Source organism: Psychrobacter sp. NG27 (assembly GCF_016106655.1).
Taxonomy (GTDB): domain Bacteria; phylum Pseudomonadota; class Gammaproteobacteria; order Pseudomonadales; family Moraxellaceae; genus Psychrobacter.
The window spans coordinates 41,319-59,502 of sequence record NZ_JADGIN010000005.1; the positions used below are offsets into that span (position 1 = coordinate 41,319).

15 protein-coding genes are annotated in these 18,184 nt (G+C 44.2%); 7 read left to right on the forward strand and 8 right to left on the reverse strand.

Annotated features, from left to right (window positions below):
• Positions 1-514 precede the first annotated feature (514 nt).
• From IP485_RS09325 to IP485_RS09335, 3 genes are read left to right on the forward strand one after another with little or no spacing between them, the layout of a single operon-like run.
• Positions 515-1,549 carry a TAXI family TRAP transporter solute-binding subunit gene (locus tag IP485_RS09325; protein WP_198327010.1) on the forward strand — a complete coding sequence of 345 codons (1,035 nt, stop codon included), beginning with the start codon at positions 515-517 and terminating at the stop codon, positions 1,547-1,549.
• The gene (locus tag IP485_RS09330; protein ID WP_198327011.1) at positions 1,527-2,087 is read left to right on the forward strand and encodes a DUF1850 domain-containing protein; all 561 of its coding nucleotides are present in this window, start codon (positions 1,527-1,529) and stop codon (positions 2,085-2,087) included. Before IP485_RS09325 ends, IP485_RS09330 begins: the two co-directional genes overlap by 23 nt.
• A 10-nt stretch (positions 2,088-2,097) precedes the next feature.
• On the forward strand, positions 2,098-4,101 hold the full coding sequence (locus IP485_RS09335) for a TRAP transporter permease (RefSeq protein WP_198327118.1): 2,004 nt from the start codon (positions 2,098-2,100) through the stop codon (positions 4,099-4,101).
• 125 nt (positions 4,102-4,226) lie between these two features.
• Here the strand turns inward: IP485_RS09335 and lipA are convergent, their stop codons facing one another.
• On the reverse strand, positions 4,227-5,270 hold the full coding sequence (gene lipA, locus IP485_RS09340; protein WP_194363950.1) for a lipoyl synthase: 1,044 nt from the start codon (positions 5,268-5,270) through the stop codon (positions 4,227-4,229).
• Positions 5,271-5,418: 148 nt separating this feature from the next.
• On the reverse strand, positions 5,419-5,814 hold the full coding sequence (locus tag IP485_RS09345; RefSeq protein WP_194363951.1) for a carboxymuconolactone decarboxylase family protein: 396 nt from the start codon (positions 5,812-5,814) through the stop codon (positions 5,419-5,421).
• 335 nt (positions 5,815-6,149) lie between these two features.
• Between IP485_RS09345 and acnB the strand changes: the two genes are divergently transcribed.
• From acnB to IP485_RS09360, 3 genes are all read left to right on the forward strand, one after another.
• Positions 6,150-8,753: a bifunctional aconitate hydratase 2/2-methylisocitrate dehydratase gene (acnB, locus tag IP485_RS09350; RefSeq protein WP_197177313.1), complete on the forward strand. Its 2,604-nt coding sequence runs from the start codon at positions 6,150-6,152 to the stop codon at positions 8,751-8,753.
• A gap of 191 nt (positions 8,754-8,944) precedes the next feature.
• Entirely contained in the window at positions 8,945-9,385 is a 441-nt protein-coding gene (locus tag IP485_RS09355) for a DUF805 domain-containing protein (RefSeq protein ID WP_227680621.1), read from the forward strand.
• 192 nt (positions 9,386-9,577) lie between these two features.
• The gene (locus tag IP485_RS09360) at positions 9,578-10,021 is read left to right on the forward strand and encodes a PACE efflux transporter (protein ID WP_227669542.1); all 444 of its coding nucleotides are present in this window, start codon (positions 9,578-9,580) and stop codon (positions 10,019-10,021) included.
• Between the two features lie 132 nt (positions 10,022-10,153).
• On the opposite strand, the gene IP485_RS09365 is transcribed toward IP485_RS09360, so the two are convergent.
• Entirely contained in the window at positions 10,154-10,951 is a 798-nt protein-coding gene (locus IP485_RS09365) for an enoyl-CoA hydratase/isomerase family protein (RefSeq protein WP_197177311.1), read from the reverse strand.
• Positions 10,952-11,308: 357 nt separating this feature from the next.
• On the opposite strand from IP485_RS09365, the gene IP485_RS09370 reads away from it, so the two are divergent.
• Positions 11,309-12,121, forward strand: a complete 813-nt coding sequence (locus tag IP485_RS09370) for an alpha/beta fold hydrolase (RefSeq protein WP_198327012.1) — start codon at positions 11,309-11,311, stop codon at positions 12,119-12,121.
• A gap of 137 nt (positions 12,122-12,258) precedes the next feature.
• On the opposite strand, the gene IP485_RS09375 is transcribed toward IP485_RS09370, so the two are convergent.
• The 5 genes from IP485_RS09375 to IP485_RS09395 all read right to left on the reverse strand — a co-directional run bounded on the left by IP485_RS09375 (position 12,259) and on the right by IP485_RS09395 (position 18,088).
• Positions 12,259-13,323, reverse strand: coding sequence for an HpcH/HpaI aldolase/citrate lyase family protein (locus tag IP485_RS09375; RefSeq protein WP_198327013.1), 1,065 nt, complete (start codon positions 13,321-13,323; stop codon positions 12,259-12,261).
• Positions 13,324-13,393: 70 nt separating this feature from the next.
• Entirely contained in the window at positions 13,394-14,575 is a 1,182-nt protein-coding gene (locus tag IP485_RS09380; protein ID WP_198327014.1) for a cysteine protease StiP domain-containing protein, read from the reverse strand.
• A 65-nt stretch (positions 14,576-14,640) separates the two neighbouring features.
• The gene (locus IP485_RS09385) at positions 14,641-15,471 is read right to left on the reverse strand and encodes an HAD hydrolase family protein (protein WP_198327015.1); all 831 of its coding nucleotides are present in this window, start codon (positions 15,469-15,471) and stop codon (positions 14,641-14,643) included.
• Positions 15,472-15,513: 42 nt separating this feature from the next.
• A complete protein-coding gene (locus IP485_RS09390) occupies positions 15,514-16,818 on the reverse strand; it encodes a phosphoribosyltransferase domain-containing protein (RefSeq protein ID WP_198327016.1) in 1,305 nt (434 codons plus the stop codon).
• A gap of 43 nt (positions 16,819-16,861) precedes the next feature.
• Positions 16,862-18,088, reverse strand: a complete 1,227-nt coding sequence (locus IP485_RS09395; protein ID WP_198327017.1) for a trypsin-like peptidase domain-containing protein — start codon at positions 18,086-18,088, stop codon at positions 16,862-16,864.
• Positions 18,089-18,184: the final 96 nt, after the last annotated feature.

Consider the following 18,184-nt stretch of genomic DNA (forward strand, 5'->3'; position numbering starts at 1 on the left):
CGTCAGAGACAACCTTGCTAATATAGAAGAATTTTCTTGTTATTGAAGCTGATTAATATTTAAAGAAAATATCTTAAAATCACATCTCAGACAAAATATAGCAGAAATTGAGTGGTGATAGAAAGCAATCAAAAATAAGTATTTGGTCAGGTTTCATACACTATCTATAACAATACTTTGTCAAAGTAAAAATAGATACTACATCAAATATACAGTATGCGTAATCGATTCTGGTGGTGATAAAGGTTTACAACCCCTTAAAACTCTGCTTAAATAATTAATAATCGAAACTAAGTTCCACTTCGCGGAACTCTGTATATGTTCAATTATCAGTAATAAAACGTTGCTATGTCCTTAAACGGCTTTGAATATAAGGTATTGAAAGTAAAAGAGAAACCAGTCTACGGTTTATTTTTTGCAAAAATTGCTATATTATTACTCGTCTGTAACGTGTTTATGTATAAATACGAATATTATTAAATGTATTAAATCGATTACTTCAAGGATGAATTCAATGATCAGTTCTTTAAAATCCCCATTACTTTTGTCAGCAATGCTGAGTGTCACACTAGGCCTCACCGCATGCTCGTCACCAAGCTCAGAGAGTAGCGATGCCGCTGCTACAGATAGTACCGCAACGGATAGCGCAGCGACTGACACTGCTGCTGATAAGCTAGATACCAAATTCCTTACCATCGCGACTGGCGGTGCATCAGGCCCTTATAACATCATCGGTACGTCATTGTCTGAAGTCTATGTCAAAACCTTTGGGGTTAACTCAAAGACGCAAACCACAGGTGCTTCAGTTGAAAACGTCAATCTATTGACTCAAGGCAAAGTCGACATGGTATTGGCGCTTAGTGATGTGGTCACAGATGCTGTTGAAGGTAAAAACAACTTTGAGAAGCCAATCACTAACATTCAACAGATTGCGGTTCTGTACCCTAATGTTGTGCAAATCGTGACGACGAAAAAATCTGGCATCAAAAATATTGAAGATTTAAAAGGCAAGCGTATCGCTGTCGGCGATCAAGGCTCTGGCACAGAGGTCAATGCTCGCACCTTATTAGAAGGGTTCGGCATTACATATGATGATGTGACAGTTGATTACCTAGGCTTTGCAGAAGCGGCTGATGGCATGAAAGCGGGTAAAATTGAAGCAGCATTCTTTAGTAGTGGTCTACCAAATTCATCTTTGATGGAGTTAGAGCAAGGCTTAGATTTACAGATTGTCACGATCAACCAAGACAAGCTAAAAGAAATCATCGCGACCAAGCCTTATTTCAAAACCTTTGAAATTCCTGTTGGCACCTATGGTAACGAAGCTGCTATTCCAACTGCTGCCATCATGAATGCGCTATTGGTCAGCTCCGATTTGTCTGAAGCTGATGGTTACAAATTAACCAAAGCATTATTTGATAATTTAGACGGTCTAAAAACTGCTCACCAAGCAGCCAACGACATCAGCTTAGCCACTGCTCGTGAAGGTATGGTTGCTCCAATTCATCCTGGTGCTAAAAAATACTATGACGAACAAGCAGCCAAGTAATTCATTAGGGCTAACAGCTGGCGCGGCATTGATTGCCGCGCTGGTTTTTTTTACGTTATGGATGGGCACCGCTTATCAATCTGTCGTCGAAGTACGAGTTGTGGGTTTAGAAGAAGATGATAAGGTATGCTATTTTGTCGAACCTGACTTTCAACTGCGCTGGATACATTCCGTAGAAAAGCAGTGGTGGGAGGAGCAATACCAACGTATTGACGAAAGCGGTACGGAAAAAGGTGCATTGCTACTGACCACTACGTATTTTGAAGCATTTGGTGCAGGTACTCCTTCCACTGAAATGCTTGCCCCTATACAAAAGCCTGGCTATTTGGGCTATCAAATTAACGAAAAATTGCCAAATCTTAACTGGGTCGTCTCTCGACTGACCAAAGGCGAGATTGATTATGGCAACCATCGTTTTTTGATTCACCAGTGGGTGCCAGACTATTCTGAAGTGGTGATCATGCCTAAGACGTATGGTTTAATTGATAGATTTAACAAGGACTTTTGTCATGACCTCCCAAGTGACGGATCACGGTAGCGTAACTACCATGCCAGACGCTCATGTTGATATAGACGCTGAAGCGGCGGCGAACAACAAAGCGGTATTGGAAAAATATGACCGAGAGTCAATCACGCGTCATATTACCCAAGGACCAGTGAAATATTTGATCGCTGGAATTTGTATACTCTATTCGCTATTTCATCTTTATATTACCTTTAATCCAATGCCAGCATTGCTACAACGCTCTGTACACGTGGGCGTCGGTTTTGCATTAATATTCTTGATTTTCCCTGCTAGCAAAAAAAGCAGCCGAAAAAGTGTGGCATGGTATGACTGGATTTGGTTTGCGCTGTCATTATCTGGCATGGGCTATCTAATATATGAGTATCAAGATATTGTGACCTCGCGTGGCGGCATGGCCAACCAAGTCGATGTGATATTTTCACTGATTACTGTGGTCTGCGTGTTAGAGGGCAGTCGCCGTATCACTGGTTGGATTTTACCAATATTGGCAGGGATATTCTTGGCGTATCCATTTGTTAGTCATTTGGATTTTATGCCCGATAGGCTGCTGACGCGTCCTTATGACATGGGTGATATCTTTGGTCAATTATTCCTAAAAACCGAAGGCTTATACTCTGTTGCGATTGGTGCATCGGTCACGTTTATTTTCCTATTTATTCTCTTTGGTGCATTCTTAGCACGCTCGGGAATGGGGCAGCTGTTCAATGACTTGGCATTGGCCATTGCGGGTCACAAAAAAGGCGGGCCTGCAAAAGTAGCGGTTATCTCTAGTGGCTTTATGGGTAGTATCAACGGCTCTGCATTATCAAACGTGGTCAGTACTGGTGCCTTCACGATTCCGTTGATGAAAAAGGTCGGCTATCACAAAGATTTTGCTGGTGCCGTTGAGGCAAGTGCCTCAGTTGGCGGGCAGATATTACCACCAATTATGGGCGCGAGTGCCTTCATCATGGCGGAGACAACAGGACTGCCTTATAGCACGATTGCGTTGGCCGCGTTATTGCCTGCGATTTTGTACTATTTGGGTGTGATTGCACAGGTGCATTTTCGCGCTGGACGCCGTGATCTAAAAGGTATCGCTAAAGAAAACCTGCCAGCGGTAAAAGAAGTGCTAAAAGCCCGTGGTCATATGCTACTACCGATTGTCTTTTTGGTTTTCTTGTTAATCAAAAATGTCCCTGTTGGCTATGCAGCGGCTTATACCATTGGCTTTACTGTTGTGATCAGTATGCTACGTGCCGAGACTCGCATGGGGTTGTCTGATATTTTGGGTGCATTAGAAGATGGTGCGCGCCAATCGCTAGCGGTAATGGCAGCGTGTGCGGTCGTCGGTATTATCATTGGGGTGGTTAGTCTGACCAGCTTTGGTACAGTGATGACATCCTCTATTGTGACATTAGGTGCAGGGTCGTTATTCTTTACGCTCATCTTAACCATGTTAGCATCTATGGTTTTGGGCATGGGTCTACCGTCCATTCCTGCTTATATCATTACGGCGACGATGGCAGCACCTGCACTAGCTGGCTTTGATATTCCGATTTTATCAGCGCACATGTTTGTTTTCTACTTTGGTATCTTTGCCAATATCACACCGCCTGTCTGTCTAGCAGCCTTTGCGGGTGCGGGTATCTCTGGCGGCGATCCGATGAAGACAGGGTTCTTGTCACTCAAACTGGCACTTGCCGGATTCATCGTACCGTTTATGTTTATCTATAACCCAACGATGTTGATGATTGATCCAACAGGCTTGGCAGTCACAGCGAAAGAGTTCCCATTACCACCTATTGTAGATATTATCACCGTAGTAGTGACGTCAATCACTGGTGTGATTGCACTCAGCGCTGCGCTTGAGGGATATTTTAGAGGTAATATGAATACTGTGACTCGTATTATCTTAACGATTGGTGCGTTGTTATTGATTTATCCTGAGATGATGACAGGTATCGTTGGAGGCGCTATTGTTCTCGGTATTGCAGTATTTAATATTAAGACGAGTGAAGCACCGACGCCGACGTTAAGTGTCTAGCTTTTAGGTATGGATATTTAATCAAGTTACAAAAAAAAGGGTGAATAACAAATCTGTTATTCACCCTTTTTCTATTCTTAGTAGCTTTTCTTAGCGAATGATTTTATATCCGCTGTATCGTCAGCTTAGCAGCCCAATTTACCTTCTGCTGCCAATGCTTTTTTGCTACGGATTGGTGCAGGGCAGTCTTCACCGTAATACTGACGATCGGCAAAGTAACTTGAGCGTACCATTGGGCCTGCCCAAATATTAAAGAAGCCGATTTTTTTGCCATAGTCCATATAGCGTTGGAATTCATCTGGATGGACATAACGATCAACAGGCGCATGGTTTTTACTAGGTTGTAGATATTGACCAACCGTAATCATATCCACATTATGTGCCTTTAAATCATCAAGCAGCGCATAAATCTCTTCTTCGGTCTCACCAAGGCCAACCATAAAGCCACACTTGGTCGCGATATCAGGACGGCGCTCTTTATATAGCTTGAGTAAATCAAGTGAATGCTGGTAATCAGAACCCGGACGGAATGCTTTATACAGACGTGGCACCGTTTCGATATTGTGGTTAAACACATCGGGCGGCGTTTCCGTTAGTAAATCTAACGCAACATCCATACGACCACGGAAATCAGGTACCAATATTTCAATTAAGCAGTTCGGGCTAAGCGCTCTAGATTCATTGAGTACTTCGACGAAATGCGCTGCGCCGCCATCTTTGAGATCATCACGATCGACAGAAGTGATAACAGCATATTTGAGTTGTAAGCCCAAGATGGTTTCAGCAGTATGGCGTGGCTCATCAGCATCTAGCTCATTTGGACGACCATGGCCGACATCACAGAACGGGCAGCGACGCGTACAGATATCACCCATAATCATAAAGGTCGCCGTACCATCAGCGAAGCACTGCGGCAGGTTAGGGCAGGCGGCTTCTTCACAGACCGTATAGAGCTTTTGCTCACGCAGCGTTGACTTGATACGAGCCACTTCAGCAGGTGATGACATTTTTACCCGAATCCAATCTGGCTTTTTCTTAGCCTCAATGGTGGGAATCACTTTAATTGGGATACGGGCAACTTTGTCATAGCCTCGCAGCTTTTCGCCTTGAATGGCTTTTTTTGGTTTGGCTTTAGCAGCAGGTACATGCGTTTGTACGGCAGTTGTCATAATGGAATTATCTCTTAACCCTTTATACTATAAGGGTTTATGGAATTATCAGAATGTTTTATTAATGGCGATATTATAGCAGAAATTTGGCAGTCAATTTTGGAACAATATCGTTAAGATTACTACGATTGCTCTGACAACCATAGTTTTAAATATCTATGTTAATCTCTAACTCATTCAGTATATCTATAGCGGCGCGAAACGCTTCTTGGGTGGCGGGTGCACCGCAGTAGGGCAAGCTATGCATCAATACTTCTCGAATCTCAGCGACACTGGCACCATTATTAATCGCGCCTCGAATATGGCCTTTTAACTCAGTTGGGCTTTTTTGGGCAATCAAAAAAGCGATAGTGATTAATGAGCGATATTTGCGCGGCAGTACTGAGTCATCTTGCCATGTGCTGCCCCAAGCGTGTTCAATGATCCAGTCTTGTAGCGGCTGGGTAAATCCTGTGGCAGCATCAAGTGAGCGCTTCACGTGTGCCTCACCCATGACCTCAGTGCGTACTTTTAGCCCATTGTCATAGTTGGTGCTATCGTCCATATCGGCATCCTTAGTATTTATTGAAGGTATCTCTTACAGAGTTGCATAACAGTCATATGGTGACTGTATGCTCATAAAGCAAGTAATCATTATTAACAATAATCAATGGGACATCACTGATAATGGGGCATGCAACGCTATTGTAGAGGGCACTATTTTTATAATAAATGTTCGATATGGCCTTACTATCCGCCTTTTACTGGCTGAACCATTAACATTTAGAGCGTTTTAAGCTATGATTGCACCAATAATTATTCCCTATAGTATATCGACGCAGGCAGTCATGCTGACTACCCACGTAATGTGCTAAACCCCAACTAACGAGGACGACTATTGTGTTAGAAGCTTATCGTAAACATGTCGAAGAACGTGCTGAGCTAGGAACGGTTCCGCTACCACTGAACGAAAAACAAGTAGTAGAGTTAGTTGAACTCCTAAAAACGCCACCTACAGGTGAAGATGCGTTTTTGATGAATCTGCTAGAAAATCGTATCCCTGCTGGTGTTGATCAAGCAGCATATGTTAAAGCAGCATTTTTGGCCGCTATCTTGAAAGGTGAAACCTCATCACCACTTATCAGTAAGCAAAAAGCGGTTCAAATCTTAGGCACCATGCAAGGCGGCTACAACGTTCAGCCATTAGTTGCTGCATTAGATGATGCGGAAGTAGCACAAGACGCTGCTGAAGCATTAAAAAAGACTTTGCTAGTATTTGACGCGTTCAATGACGTGACTGAAAAAGCAGAAGCGGGCAACACTATTGCAAAAGAAGTGGTTCAGTCTTGGGCTGACGCAGAATGGTTCTTGAACCGTGCTGAAGTACCGAAAAAGACCACGTATACGACATTCAAAATCACTGGTGAGACCAACACCGATGACTTGTCACCTGCGCAAGATGCGTGGAGCCGTCCTGATATTCCATTGCATTCACTAGCCATGCACAAAAACTCTCGTGACGGCATCACTGCTGATGACGAAGGCGTTGTTGGCCCAATGAAGCAAATCGAAGAACTGAAGAAAAAAGGCCATCAATTGGCATATGTTGGTGACGTAGTTGGTACGGGTTCTAGCCGTAAGTCTGCGACCAACTCAGTACTTTGGTTAATGGGCGATGATATCCCTAACGTGCCAAACAAACGTGGTGGCGGTCTGGTATTGGGTAACAACATTGCGCCTATCTTCTTTAACACGATGGAAGATTCTGGTGCATTACCAATCGAAAAAGTAAATGTTGATAACCTAAACATGGGTGATGTATTTGATATCTATCCGTACGAAGGCAAAATCACTAAGCATGATTCTGATGAAGTACTATCAACGTTCGAGCTAAACTCGCCAACATTGCTTGATGAAGTACGTGCCGGTGGCCGTATTCCATTGATCGTTGGTCGTGGTCTGACCAATCGTGCTCGTGAGTACATGGGTCTTGGACATTCAGACATCTTTGCGAAGCCAGAAGAGCCAGTTGATACTGGTAAAGGTTTTACGCTAGCACAGAAAATGGTTGGTAAAGCTTGTGGCCTGACAGGTGTACGTCCTGGTATGTACTGTGAGCCTAAGATGACTACGGTTGGCTCTCAGGATACGACTGGTCCGATGACCCGTGATGAGCTAAAAGACTTGGCATGCCTAGGTTTCCAAGCGGATCTCGTGATGCAGTCATTCTGTCACACTGCTGCTTATCCAAAGCCAGTTGACGTTGAAACTCAGCACACCCTACCTGACTTTATCATGAACCGTGGCGGCGTCAGCTTGCGTCCAGGTGATGGTATCATTCACTCATGGTTGAACCGTATGCTACTTCCAGATACCGTTGGTACTGGTGGTGACTCGCATACTCGTTTCCCAATGGGTATCTCGTTCCCAGCGGGTTCTGGTTTGGTTGCTTTCGCAGCTGCGACTGGTGTGATGCCACTTGATATGCCTGAATCTGTCCGTGTTCGTTTTGTTGGTGAGCGTCAAGCTGGTATCACGCTACGTGACCTAGTACATGCTATCCCTTATCAAGCGATCAAAGAAGGGTACTTGACTGTTGATAAGAAAGGCAAAATCAACGAGTTCAACGGCCGTATTCTTGAGATTGAAGGTCTAGAAGACTTGACTGCTGAGCAAGCGTTCGAGTTGTCTGATGCCTCAGCTGAGCGTAGTGCTGCTGGTTGTACCATCACGCTATCTGAAGCGTCAGTGACTGAGTATCTAAACTCAAACATCACGCTGCTTAAGTGGATGATCTCAGAAGGCTATGGCGATGCACGTACGATCAGCCGCCGTGTTGAGCAAATGCAAGAGTGGCTAGCTAACCCAAGCTTATTGCGTGCTGATGCTGACGCTGAATACGCGATTGACATCACTATCGATATGTCAGATATCAAAGAGCCTATCCTTTGCTGCCCGAACGATCCAGATGATGCTAAGACACTAGCAGACGTGGCTGGCGATACCATTGATGAAGTATTCATTGGTTCATGTATGACCAACATCGGTCATTTCCGTGCCGCTGGTAAATTGCTACAAGATGTACCAGCAGGAAGCCTAAAGACTCGTCTATGGATTGCGCCGCCTACTAAGATGGATGCACGCCAGTTGATGGAAGAAGGCTACTACAACATCTACGCTCAAGCCGGTGCTCGTACCGAGATGCCAGGTTGTTCACTATGCATGGGTAACCAGGCGCGTATCGCACCGAAGTCTACTGCGGTATCGACCTCAACCCGTAACTTCCCGAACCGTTTGGGTCAAGGCGCTAATGTATACCTAGCATCAGCTGAGCTTGCTGCAGTTGCTGCAGTACTTGGTAAATTGCCTACCAACGAAGAGTATCAGCAGTACGCTGGTATGCTGGATAGTATGGGCGAGGAAGTGTATCAATACATGAACTTCGATCGTATGTCAGACTATACTGAAGAAGCAGATAAAATTAACGTTGCTCAGTTGAGCTAACGTTAGTCAAAGTGTAAGTTAAGTCTTTTTACGTTTTAAAAAACCCCGTACCGTGATGGTGCGGGGTTTTTTATTGATGACTCTAAGATAAGCAGTATTCATTTACAAACTTTTATTGAGTATCTATACTCAACGTTGTGACTGTTCAAATGTACGACTTTCAATACGCGAGACTTTTGAGGACAAATATTATGGAACGTAAAGTTATGCTTGATAAAGCGACACCGCCACCATTACCCAACTCCGTTATGGCTAATAATAGTGCTGAGGCAAACTATGGCATCATTGACTGGTTTAAAAAGTGCTTGCGTAATTATGTGAATTTTTCGGGTCGCGCTAGGCGCAAAGAGTATTGGTACTTTTTTCTAGTACAGATGGGTGTGGTCATCGTTGCTATGTTGCTAGATGCCATCATATTCAGCTCAGAGACAGGTTTATTCTATATAGTCGCGGTGCTTGGTTTATTTCTGCCTGGTCTGGCTGTGACTATCCGCCGCTTGCATGACACTAGCCGCTCAGGATGGTGGTTTTTGATAGGTGTGGTGCCACTGATAGGCTCTATTATATTACTGGTATTTTTAGCGAGTGACACCAAGCCTGAAACCAATAAATGGGGTCTGCCAGCAAAATAGTCTGGCTTAGGGCAAGGTTAAATGGTTAATAAAATTGCTTACGCCTGTTTACAAATGTGCTCACTGATTTTTTACGCGATCTTCTGTATAATATAGGGGCAGGCGGAAACCGTGGCTCTGCACTATATTTATCTTTTCTATCTCGGGACGGACCGATACTTTGATATGCACTTAGGTGCTTTGGAGTCTTGGTTGATTACTTTATCACCGTTCAAACGTCGTATCGTCTATGTGATTGCATTTGAGATTATCGCAATTATTTCCTCTACCTTTGTGCTCATGAAGCTAAGCAATAGTGATGCATCGGACTCTCTCCCTGTCGCTTTGATGGTATCTCTAGCAGCGATTATTTGGAACTTTTTATATAATACAGCTTTTGAGACTTGGGAGGATCGTCGACAAATAGCAGAGCGCACGCTGCTTATTCGTAGTGTTCATGCATTGATATTTGAAGTCGGTTTGGTTTTGATCTGCTTGCCGTTATATATGGTTTGGTATCATGTAGGTTTGCTTCAAGCATTTATGATGGAAGCGGCTTTGCTGGTATTCTTCTTGATTTATAACTTTGTGTTTACCTTTATCTTTGACAAGATATTTACCTTACCTTATCACTATAAGACCGCATCTACTGCTTAGCTAATGTCTGTCTTTCAATGAGTAATGGTGATGTTGACCACAAAAAAGCTGCCTATCTATGGGCAGCTTTTTCGATGATGCTATTCAATAGCAGCGGGGTAGTTATTCAAATTTATTATGCCATAGCATTATTTACTTACCTTGATAAACAGGTTTACGCTTTGCTATGAACGCGCTAACCCCTTCTATAAAGTCATCGGTTTTTGCCATTACCGTCTGTTGTTCTACTTCCGTATCTAGCGCTGCGCTCAAACCAGCGAAAGCATGCACGTTAAAGCTCTCTTTCATAGCGGCCAACGCTTTGCCTGGTAATTGGCTCAATCGGAGCGCCAATGCTTGTACGGTGGCATCTAGCTCGTCCACACTAACCACGTTGTTTACCAGATTTAAGCGCGCCATATCTTCTGCTTTTAGCTTATCACCCAGCATCACAAGTTCAGTGGCTTTTGCGGCCCCAACCAATTGATTCAACAAATAAATACCGCCAGCATCTGGCACTAAACCAATATTGACAAACGCTTGCACGAACTTTGCATTGTCTGCCGCAATACGAAAGTCACAAGTGAGCGCCAAGTTCATACCAGCACCTGCCACAGCGCCTTCTAATTTGGCAATAATCGGTTTATGGATCTGACGTAGCTTCAAGCTGACTTCTCCTGCGCCTTTTACCATACCTCTCAATTTGGTGGAAACAATGTCCTTATCTAAGCCTTCAGACAACATCTCTTTGATATCACCGCCGCTTGAAAAATTACCACCAGTGCCTTGTAAAATAATCACTCGTACTTGGTCATCAGCCGCTGCTTTATCGAGCGCTATCAATACGTTGTTTTTTAGGGGGGTACCAAAAGCATTCAGGCTTTTTGGATCGTTAAAAGTAATGGTCGCGATGTGCTGGTCAACTTGATATCCGACTATAGGCTGTGACATCTGAGATTTCCTTATTTTAAATGACTGTTTTAATATTTTGTATCAATGAGAATGGTACGAAATAAAGGTAAAAATGATTCAATGCCAATTACTATAGCAGCTTGCTAGGATTATAAAAGTGCATTTTATGAGCGCTTAAGACACATCTAAGCACTAGTCAGTTTTTTAGATTTATAATAAAAAATGAATAGTAAAATAACCATGACTAAGTGGACAAAAATTTTGTATGAATAAAACGACTGGTACGTAAAAATGTTACTCACTAAACCATTGTTGGACTATGCTAGTATTCTAAGGGTAGCATCAGAAATTATCTGATACAGCGCTTAATGTATTTAACCAAACAAGGATGTGGTTATGCCAACTATTAATGTCAATAATGCTGATATCTATTATGAAGACAGCGCACCAAATGATACGCAAAAACCGGTTATCGTGTTTGCCCATGGTCTGCTGTGGAGCTCACAGATGTATGACAAGCAAGTAGAGTATTTTCAAACAGACTATCGCTGCATTGCTTTTGATTTTCGTGGGCAGGGTCAGTCACAGATTACCAAGTCTGGCTATGATATGGAGACGTTGACCGAAGATACGCTTGGATTGCTTGCCGCACTTGATATTGATAAATGTCATTTTGTTGGATTGTCAATGGGCGGATTTGTCGCGCAGCGTATTGCGCTTAAGCGACCTGAGCTTCTGCTGTCTTTGACGCTTTTGGAGACATCTTCTGATCCTGAAGATCCAAAAAATATACCCCAGTATCGCAAGCTTGTAAAAGCCATTCGCTGGCTTGGCATGAAGCGTGTGAGCAATAAAGTTATGCCGATTATGTTTGGCAGTACCTTCTTGGCTGACAAACAGCGTAAATCTGATCGCAAGCAGTGGCTCACGGTGCTTCAAAGCAATCGTAAGGGTGGTGTCGTCAAGGCAACAGCAGGTGTCATTGAGCGAACAGGTACTTATGAGCAGCTGGGTGATATTATCACGCCAACACTCATCATCGTAGGTGATGAAGATGCAGCAACGCCTTATGCAAAATCTGAGCGTATGCACTTTGCCATTGCTGGATCTAAGCTTGCCATTATCAAGGGTGCTGGCCATACGTCGACAGTGGAAGAACCTGATCAAGTGAATAAAGTGCTCAGTCAGTTTTTAGAAAGTTGTGCTTAATATAGATAGGTATTGACGAGGGGCTTTGAAGTTATACATCGATCAATAAATATCGTGTGAAGAGCAACATCAAAAAGCCGCTATCTATGAAGGATAGCGGCTTTTTGCATAGTTTGAATAGATTAAATAGCTGAGGGCTACATTCGTGAGCTGTACTGGCTATGACCGTCATCAATCGTTCCAAATGCTTCGGCACGGTTGACGATTTCGGTGGCCCACGCACGATGCGTCGCAGGTTCTAACATCGTATTGTTATACTTAAATACTGCTTTAGCCTCAGAGTGTAGGATCGCTTGCGCCTCGTCCAACGTACTCAGTGGCACGCAGTAGGCTTGCTGTACCAATGCGATTTGGCTGGGGTGAATGACGGTTTTTCCCACCAGACCTAAGCTGACATCTCGGTTTAGCTCTTGCATAAAGAGTGTCGGCTGATCCAAATACTCAAATACGGGCGCGGTGAGATAAAAACCATGCGGCACAAAGCAGCCAAGTAGCTGATAGGCAAGGGTGCCGATAGGCGTGTCATAGACAATACTGTTCTTCGGGCGACGCAAGCGCAGCGCAGCAAATAAATCATTACCACCGATACGCAGCGCAAACACTGGCTGACTAAAGGCTTCTTTAAAAGCAATGGCCAGCTCTTGGTTATGATGCGGATTGAATAGGGCAGCCGTTTCAAGCGTAGGCATCAACAGATGGTCTACTCTCAGATTCTGACATGCCATTCGCCAATTAGATAAGCTGTACATATCGACTTTTGGCATGACAAAGCCATCAATCAGATCGATATGGGCATAATCAGCCAGTTGCTGTAGCATCATCGGACTACGCGGACGTATAAAGACCAGCGGGCGCGTTGGATGCTGGGCGTGAATGGCAGCGGCTCTAGATGGGTCATTGATGCTATTGACATGCTCAGCCCACGTATCGAGCAGCGTGCGCAGACGCTCAAGTGCTAGCTCAACATCCTCATGACTGACCGCATCCTCTAGACAAATAATAATACTATTGATCGTCGGTAGCTTGTCTCGCTTGATCACTTGCCAAATATCTTGGCGAGTGGCAGGCATGTATAAGCTTGCACCCAGCTGATATGGATGGTGCGTGTGCGGTCTGACCATCGCATGACGCTCAGTGATCAGATGTGTATAAGACTGGGTATCATGGTAAAACTCTGACTCGTGGTTTTTTATATCGGACATAATCGGCATCATAAATAGAGGGATGAAGGGCAAGCGTTCAATAATGCTAGATGTATCAATGCTAAAGGCATTAACTGTCTTTGGAGCGTTGTTTGATAAGCGTGATGGCTTGATAGGGAAGTATTTTATCACCTAATACACTGATTGTGATGTTTCGTTGTGCACATAAATGACGCAGTAGTATGGTATCGGGATGATCAGCAGTAGCGAGCAATATACGCTCTGGATCACGGCGTAATATGGCTCGCGTTGCCTCGGCAATCGTTGGCTTTATCCGATTGCGATTGGTGATGCCATAGTCTGCTGCGAGCGTATCTATCAAGGCTGCCGTTTGATAGCGCGGCTGCTGATAGGTTGGCAGCCGCTCTGGCAGAATAGCCAATGAACGCCTCGCTGCATCGATATGATCGATAAATGCCAAGCTATGATCTGTGTCTAATAAATCATCATAAAAGACACTGCGATGCAGGCCTGATGACGGCTCTGTATATAAGCTGCGCGAAATCAGTCCTGATACCGTACTATTTAACAAACCCGATGGGATCAACCAGTCTTCTTCACTAGCAGCCAGCCAAGCAACGCCAGCCGGATCAGCAAGGGTCAGTAGGGGTATGACGTCAGCACCTTGGTGAAAAATATTGGCAAAATTGGCATGAGTCGTGTCGCTAAATGTCTCTAAACTACGAGCCAGCTCTTTATAAATCGCACCTTTACCTGTCCAGCCATCGACGAATACAATCGGACTGTCTGGATAAGCATCCAGCAGCATTTGCAAAGCCACTGGGTCAAGGCCACGATCACGAATGATACTGATACCATAATGCATGCTTGGTAGAGAGTAGTCCCTATCCGTATCCGACAGCGCACGCTGCAATAACACCCCAATCGGTAGGCCTGCCCGCACTAAGCTCACTAAAATTAATGGATGCTCATCATTCACTTTACGTTGAAAAACATGATGTAGCGTATGTGCCAAATGAGCGATATCAGTTGCGGCTCTCTCAGTACCTTGCTCTAGTGCCTGCGTGTATAGCTGCTCATGCATGGCAGTGGGCGCTTGCTCTAAGGTCAACATATCAGAATAATGACGTTGTCCACTTTGAATAAGCGCTTCTTTTTGACTGACCGGCACATCGGCAACGGCGTCTTTATCGACCATATTGAGTAGGACAGTCACATCGCTCGCAAGATAGCTGCCTGAGCCATAGTTTTTTAGAGTAGCTCTTTTTGTCTGTATATTAGGTAAAGTCATAGTATGAATAATAGCACTCGTAATGATAACAGTGGGATTGCGTGGCTGTTGTTTAAACTCATGATTTAGCCTGACGATTTAGACTGGTATTGCTCATGCAGTTGACCGTGATTAGGCATACCGTACCAGTCTAGCAGTTGCAAAAATGGCAAGTCAGCTAAACTGTCACCAAAGCCAAAACTAGGACGCTGATGGTCCAAATGATTCTCTAATAAAAACTGCACGGCATGACGCTTATGCACAGCATGTGGCAAGATCGCTAGATTATTGGCATTCACATGCACATAAAAATCTTGATCAAAATCACGTATCAATGTTGGCAGTTTTGCTGCTAGATCCACTAATGCTTGATGGTCTTTTTGCGCATGTTTGATAGCCAGATAAATCGTTAATTCTTCATCCACAGAGCCATTGCTAAAGCTATCGATATGCGGTGTGAATACTAGATGACTCTGCTCGCTTTGACTGTGATTAGCGAACAATTGGCTCAGCTGGTTAAGCTTATCCTGCAATGGCGCAAGCTTGCTATACATATGCTGCTGCCACGCGCTTAGTAGCTGCTCATTAGACGTCAAAATAATCGCCCCATGGGTCAATACTTGCCAGCTATCAAAGGGCAGCTTCACGCGTTTGATTTCACTACGGTCACGTGCCGTTACCACTATCAGCTCAGTGCTAGCAAGTAACCAATTAAAAAGGGTTGCTTGGCGCTGACTCATAAAACTTAGTGGCTCGTTTTGCTTATTGACCGTTGCACACACTAAGTTTTCAGACTCAGTAGTGGGTAAATCCCAAGCATCAATTTTGCGTTGAGTTTGGAATAGCGTATCGTCTAAATCCATGAGTGCATAAGGTTTTATAATATCTGGGCTGGGCTTAAAAAATGGGGTAGTCATGACATCGTCCATACATAATAGGGTTAAAAATTAAAGAGCAATTTAAAGCGTAGGACTTACTACCAATACATTATCCAAACCTCGCCATATAGCATCCACGCTATCAGCACCCGTCTCCACGCACAGCACAATCAAGTCCCATTCTGTTGGATCGACATTATAAGAAAAATTGGTCATACCAAGCCCGTAATTATCGCTAAAGCTCAGCAACGTGGTGATGGCACCGCCAAGCGCAATCGGTGAACGGGTTAACGCACTAAAATTAACGATAGAATCTATGTTGGAGTTGAGATTTTTAGATTCTGTCTCAAGCCATTCAGCCAATAAAAATGGCAACCAAACAAACTCATTACTACCCAATACTAAGATTCTTTTTGGCAACTGAGTAACATCAAAGCTTTCTTGGCCATCAAGACGCGTAAATGCAGTCTGAAAACTCGAAAGATAGTTATCAAACCCATCTATACTATTGAGCGTTGGAAATCGGCCCCAGTTGCCCGTATCGCCGAGAGTCTGACTACCAGCTGCGGTAGTATCGACCGATGGCATCGTAATGGGCTCAGGGTTAGGCGCATCTGTCCACTGCCATGCGCCAGACAGTAAATGATGACGATGAAACTCAATACCAGTTAAACGATCTGACATTTTTGCAGGCTTAACGCCATCTGCTTGCTGGTTTGTATCTTCTTGATCTAATGACCAATCAACCAAAGTCGTCAGATGCACTTGCTCTAACTGAGTGAGTCCTGCTTGACGTAAGGCGGTGACGACATTGACGCAGGTATTGCCTGTTGAGGCCTCATCATCGACCATAATCAGCGTTTTGCTGGCCAGTAGCTGCTCTTGGGTGACAGTATCTTGACTTTGATAAATCAAATGTTGGCTGGCATGGCTGTGATCTTCACAAAACGTCGTTAGCAAAGCATCCGTACCATTAGCATCACTTTTCTCATCGTGCTGTGCATGACGAGTAGAGTTTAACAGGAGAGCCTGCGGATAGCGTGTTTGTAGCGCTTGATGGACACCAGCAGATAGACCGACAGCAGTCTCTGCCATACCAATGACCAAAACTGGTTCAGGCAAATCGCTAGGGATTAAGTCAGCCAAGTCAGTAAATGCATGTCGCATGGTGCTGGGTGCGACGGGGATATGACGCCCCAGTACTTTTGAGACAAACAAAAACGCACGTTTTGGGTTAATACGCTGCGCAAATCCAAGCAGATCTTCTAGTTGATAATGGTCATCCTGTTGTAGGCCATTTTTGGTCGTTGCTGAATTGGTCTGATAAGTTAGGTCTAGTGTGCCACGGGGTAGAGTGATGGTTGTGCTGTGTTGCTCATTTAACATTTATATTCCTTGGCGCTTTTAATTTTATATAGGCATAGATTTCTTAACCCTGACAGCCAACCAACCATAAGGCACTGCGACTTTGCTTGCTTAGTTGAGGTGTAGTCAGAGAGCTAGCGCTTGACAGGTCAGTCATGTTTTCCAAACTGATTCCAGCGCTTGCTAATAGGGCAGATAATAACTGAAATTTCACCGCATAGTTCATATTTTGTGCATGTTCATGATTCAGGCTAGCCGTCACCATACCGATAACCTCGCCAGTCGGCAATAATAAAGGGCTGCCGCTAGAACCGGGCTGAATAGGTGCAGTAAATTGCATATAACGGATATCATCATTTAAGCCTGTTAACCCTGAGATGCAACCTTGCGTCACTTGTAGCTGACTACTTAGCCCTGACAAGGGAAATCCCAGCGTGGTAACAGTCTCACCCAAGATATCACTACATCGTTGCACCAATGGAAGGTAACTAGGCAGAGGGTCGCTGACTCTGATAATGGCTGAATCACTACCGATATCGCTGAGCACGACTTGTGCTTCAAGATCGGGTTGGCCTTGCTGACGTATACCAATCATCTGAGCCGACTCAATCACATGATAGCAAGTCAGCAGATGGTGTGAATCGATAGCAAAGGCTGTTCCTGTCCACGTTTCACCTGCATTGACCTGACGAGGAGGGCGAGCTTCATTATTTGGGTGAGTGCGTTGCTGTTGCTGCGCTGCTTGTATACGTGCGTGCGTATCAGGATGACGAACATCCAGACTGACTTGTACGCGCTGCTCAAGGCTTGCCAAACCTTGGGTTGAGGACTCTCCAAGCGCTCGACATTTTAGCTGTCCATTACGTTGGTATATCTCCAATATGATGGCAGCTTTGACATGACGCTCATTTGCCGTAAAGTCATAGCGCAGCTTACCGTCATCTAGTATTAGACAGACATCGTTTAACGCTATCGAGGGCGAGTGGGTACTTGGGTCGCTATAAACATAAGCGATAAGCTGTAAAAACATGACACCTTGTTTTTCAAATAACTCCGTTAGGTCGAACAGCCATATGCTGGGACTGCCTGCGTTGTCTATCTTAGCCCACTCTTTAGGCTCATGCAGATAGGCAGGACTACAAACTGCCTTGCGATTTGCGTCTAAAGGCAAACATAATAATCCAAGCTGTTGACCAAACTTAAGCTCATTATTTGTAGAAAAATCGACCGAGCATTGCGCGCTTGTAAGAACCGTGTTGGCACCTAATGCCAATGTCGTTTGTGTGCTCATTAGTCCTCTTCAAATCAATTTTCACGTGATTATAGTTATTTTATTCCTTTCTCAATATTAGCCTGTGTTTACCGTTTAATCGATGATTATTTAATA

Coding starts and splice junctions, on each gene's coding strand:
- IP485_RS09325 (WP_198327010.1), top strand. CDS start 515: ATGATCAGTTCTTTAAAATCCCCATTACTTTTGTCAGCAATGCTGAGT.
- IP485_RS09330 (WP_198327011.1), top strand. CDS start 1,527: ATGACGAACAAGCAGCCAAGTAATTCATTAGGGCTAACAGCTGGCGCG.
- IP485_RS09335 (WP_198327118.1), top strand. CDS start 2,098: ATGCCAGACGCTCATGTTGATATAGACGCTGAAGCGGCGGCGAACAAC.
- lipA (WP_194363950.1), bottom strand. CDS start 5,270: ATGACAACTGCCGTACAAACGCATGTACCTGCTGCTAAAGCCAAACCA.
- IP485_RS09345 (WP_194363951.1), bottom strand. CDS start 5,814: ATGGACGATAGCACCAACTATGACAATGGGCTAAAAGTACGCACTGAG.
- IP485_RS09355 (WP_227680621.1), top strand. CDS start 8,945: ATGGAACGTAAAGTTATGCTTGATAAAGCGACACCGCCACCATTACCC.
- IP485_RS09365 (WP_197177311.1), bottom strand. CDS start 10,951: ATGTCACAGCCTATAGTCGGATATCAAGTTGACCAGCACATCGCGACC.
- IP485_RS09370 (WP_198327012.1), top strand. CDS start 11,309: ATGCCAACTATTAATGTCAATAATGCTGATATCTATTATGAAGACAGC.
- IP485_RS09375 (WP_198327013.1), bottom strand. CDS start 13,323: ATGTCCGATATAAAAAACCACGAGTCAGAGTTTTACCATGATACCCAG.
- IP485_RS09380 (WP_198327014.1), bottom strand. CDS start 14,575: ATGACTTTACCTAATATACAGACAAAAAGAGCTACTCTAAAAAACTAT.
- IP485_RS09385 (WP_198327015.1), bottom strand. CDS start 15,471: ATGACTACCCCATTTTTTAAGCCCAGCCCAGATATTATAAAACCTTAT.
- IP485_RS09390 (WP_198327016.1), bottom strand. CDS start 16,818: ATGTTAAATGAGCAACACAGCACAACCATCACTCTACCCCGTGGCACA.
- IP485_RS09395 (WP_198327017.1), bottom strand. CDS start 18,088: ATGAGCACACAAACGACATTGGCATTAGGTGCCAACACGGTTCTTACA.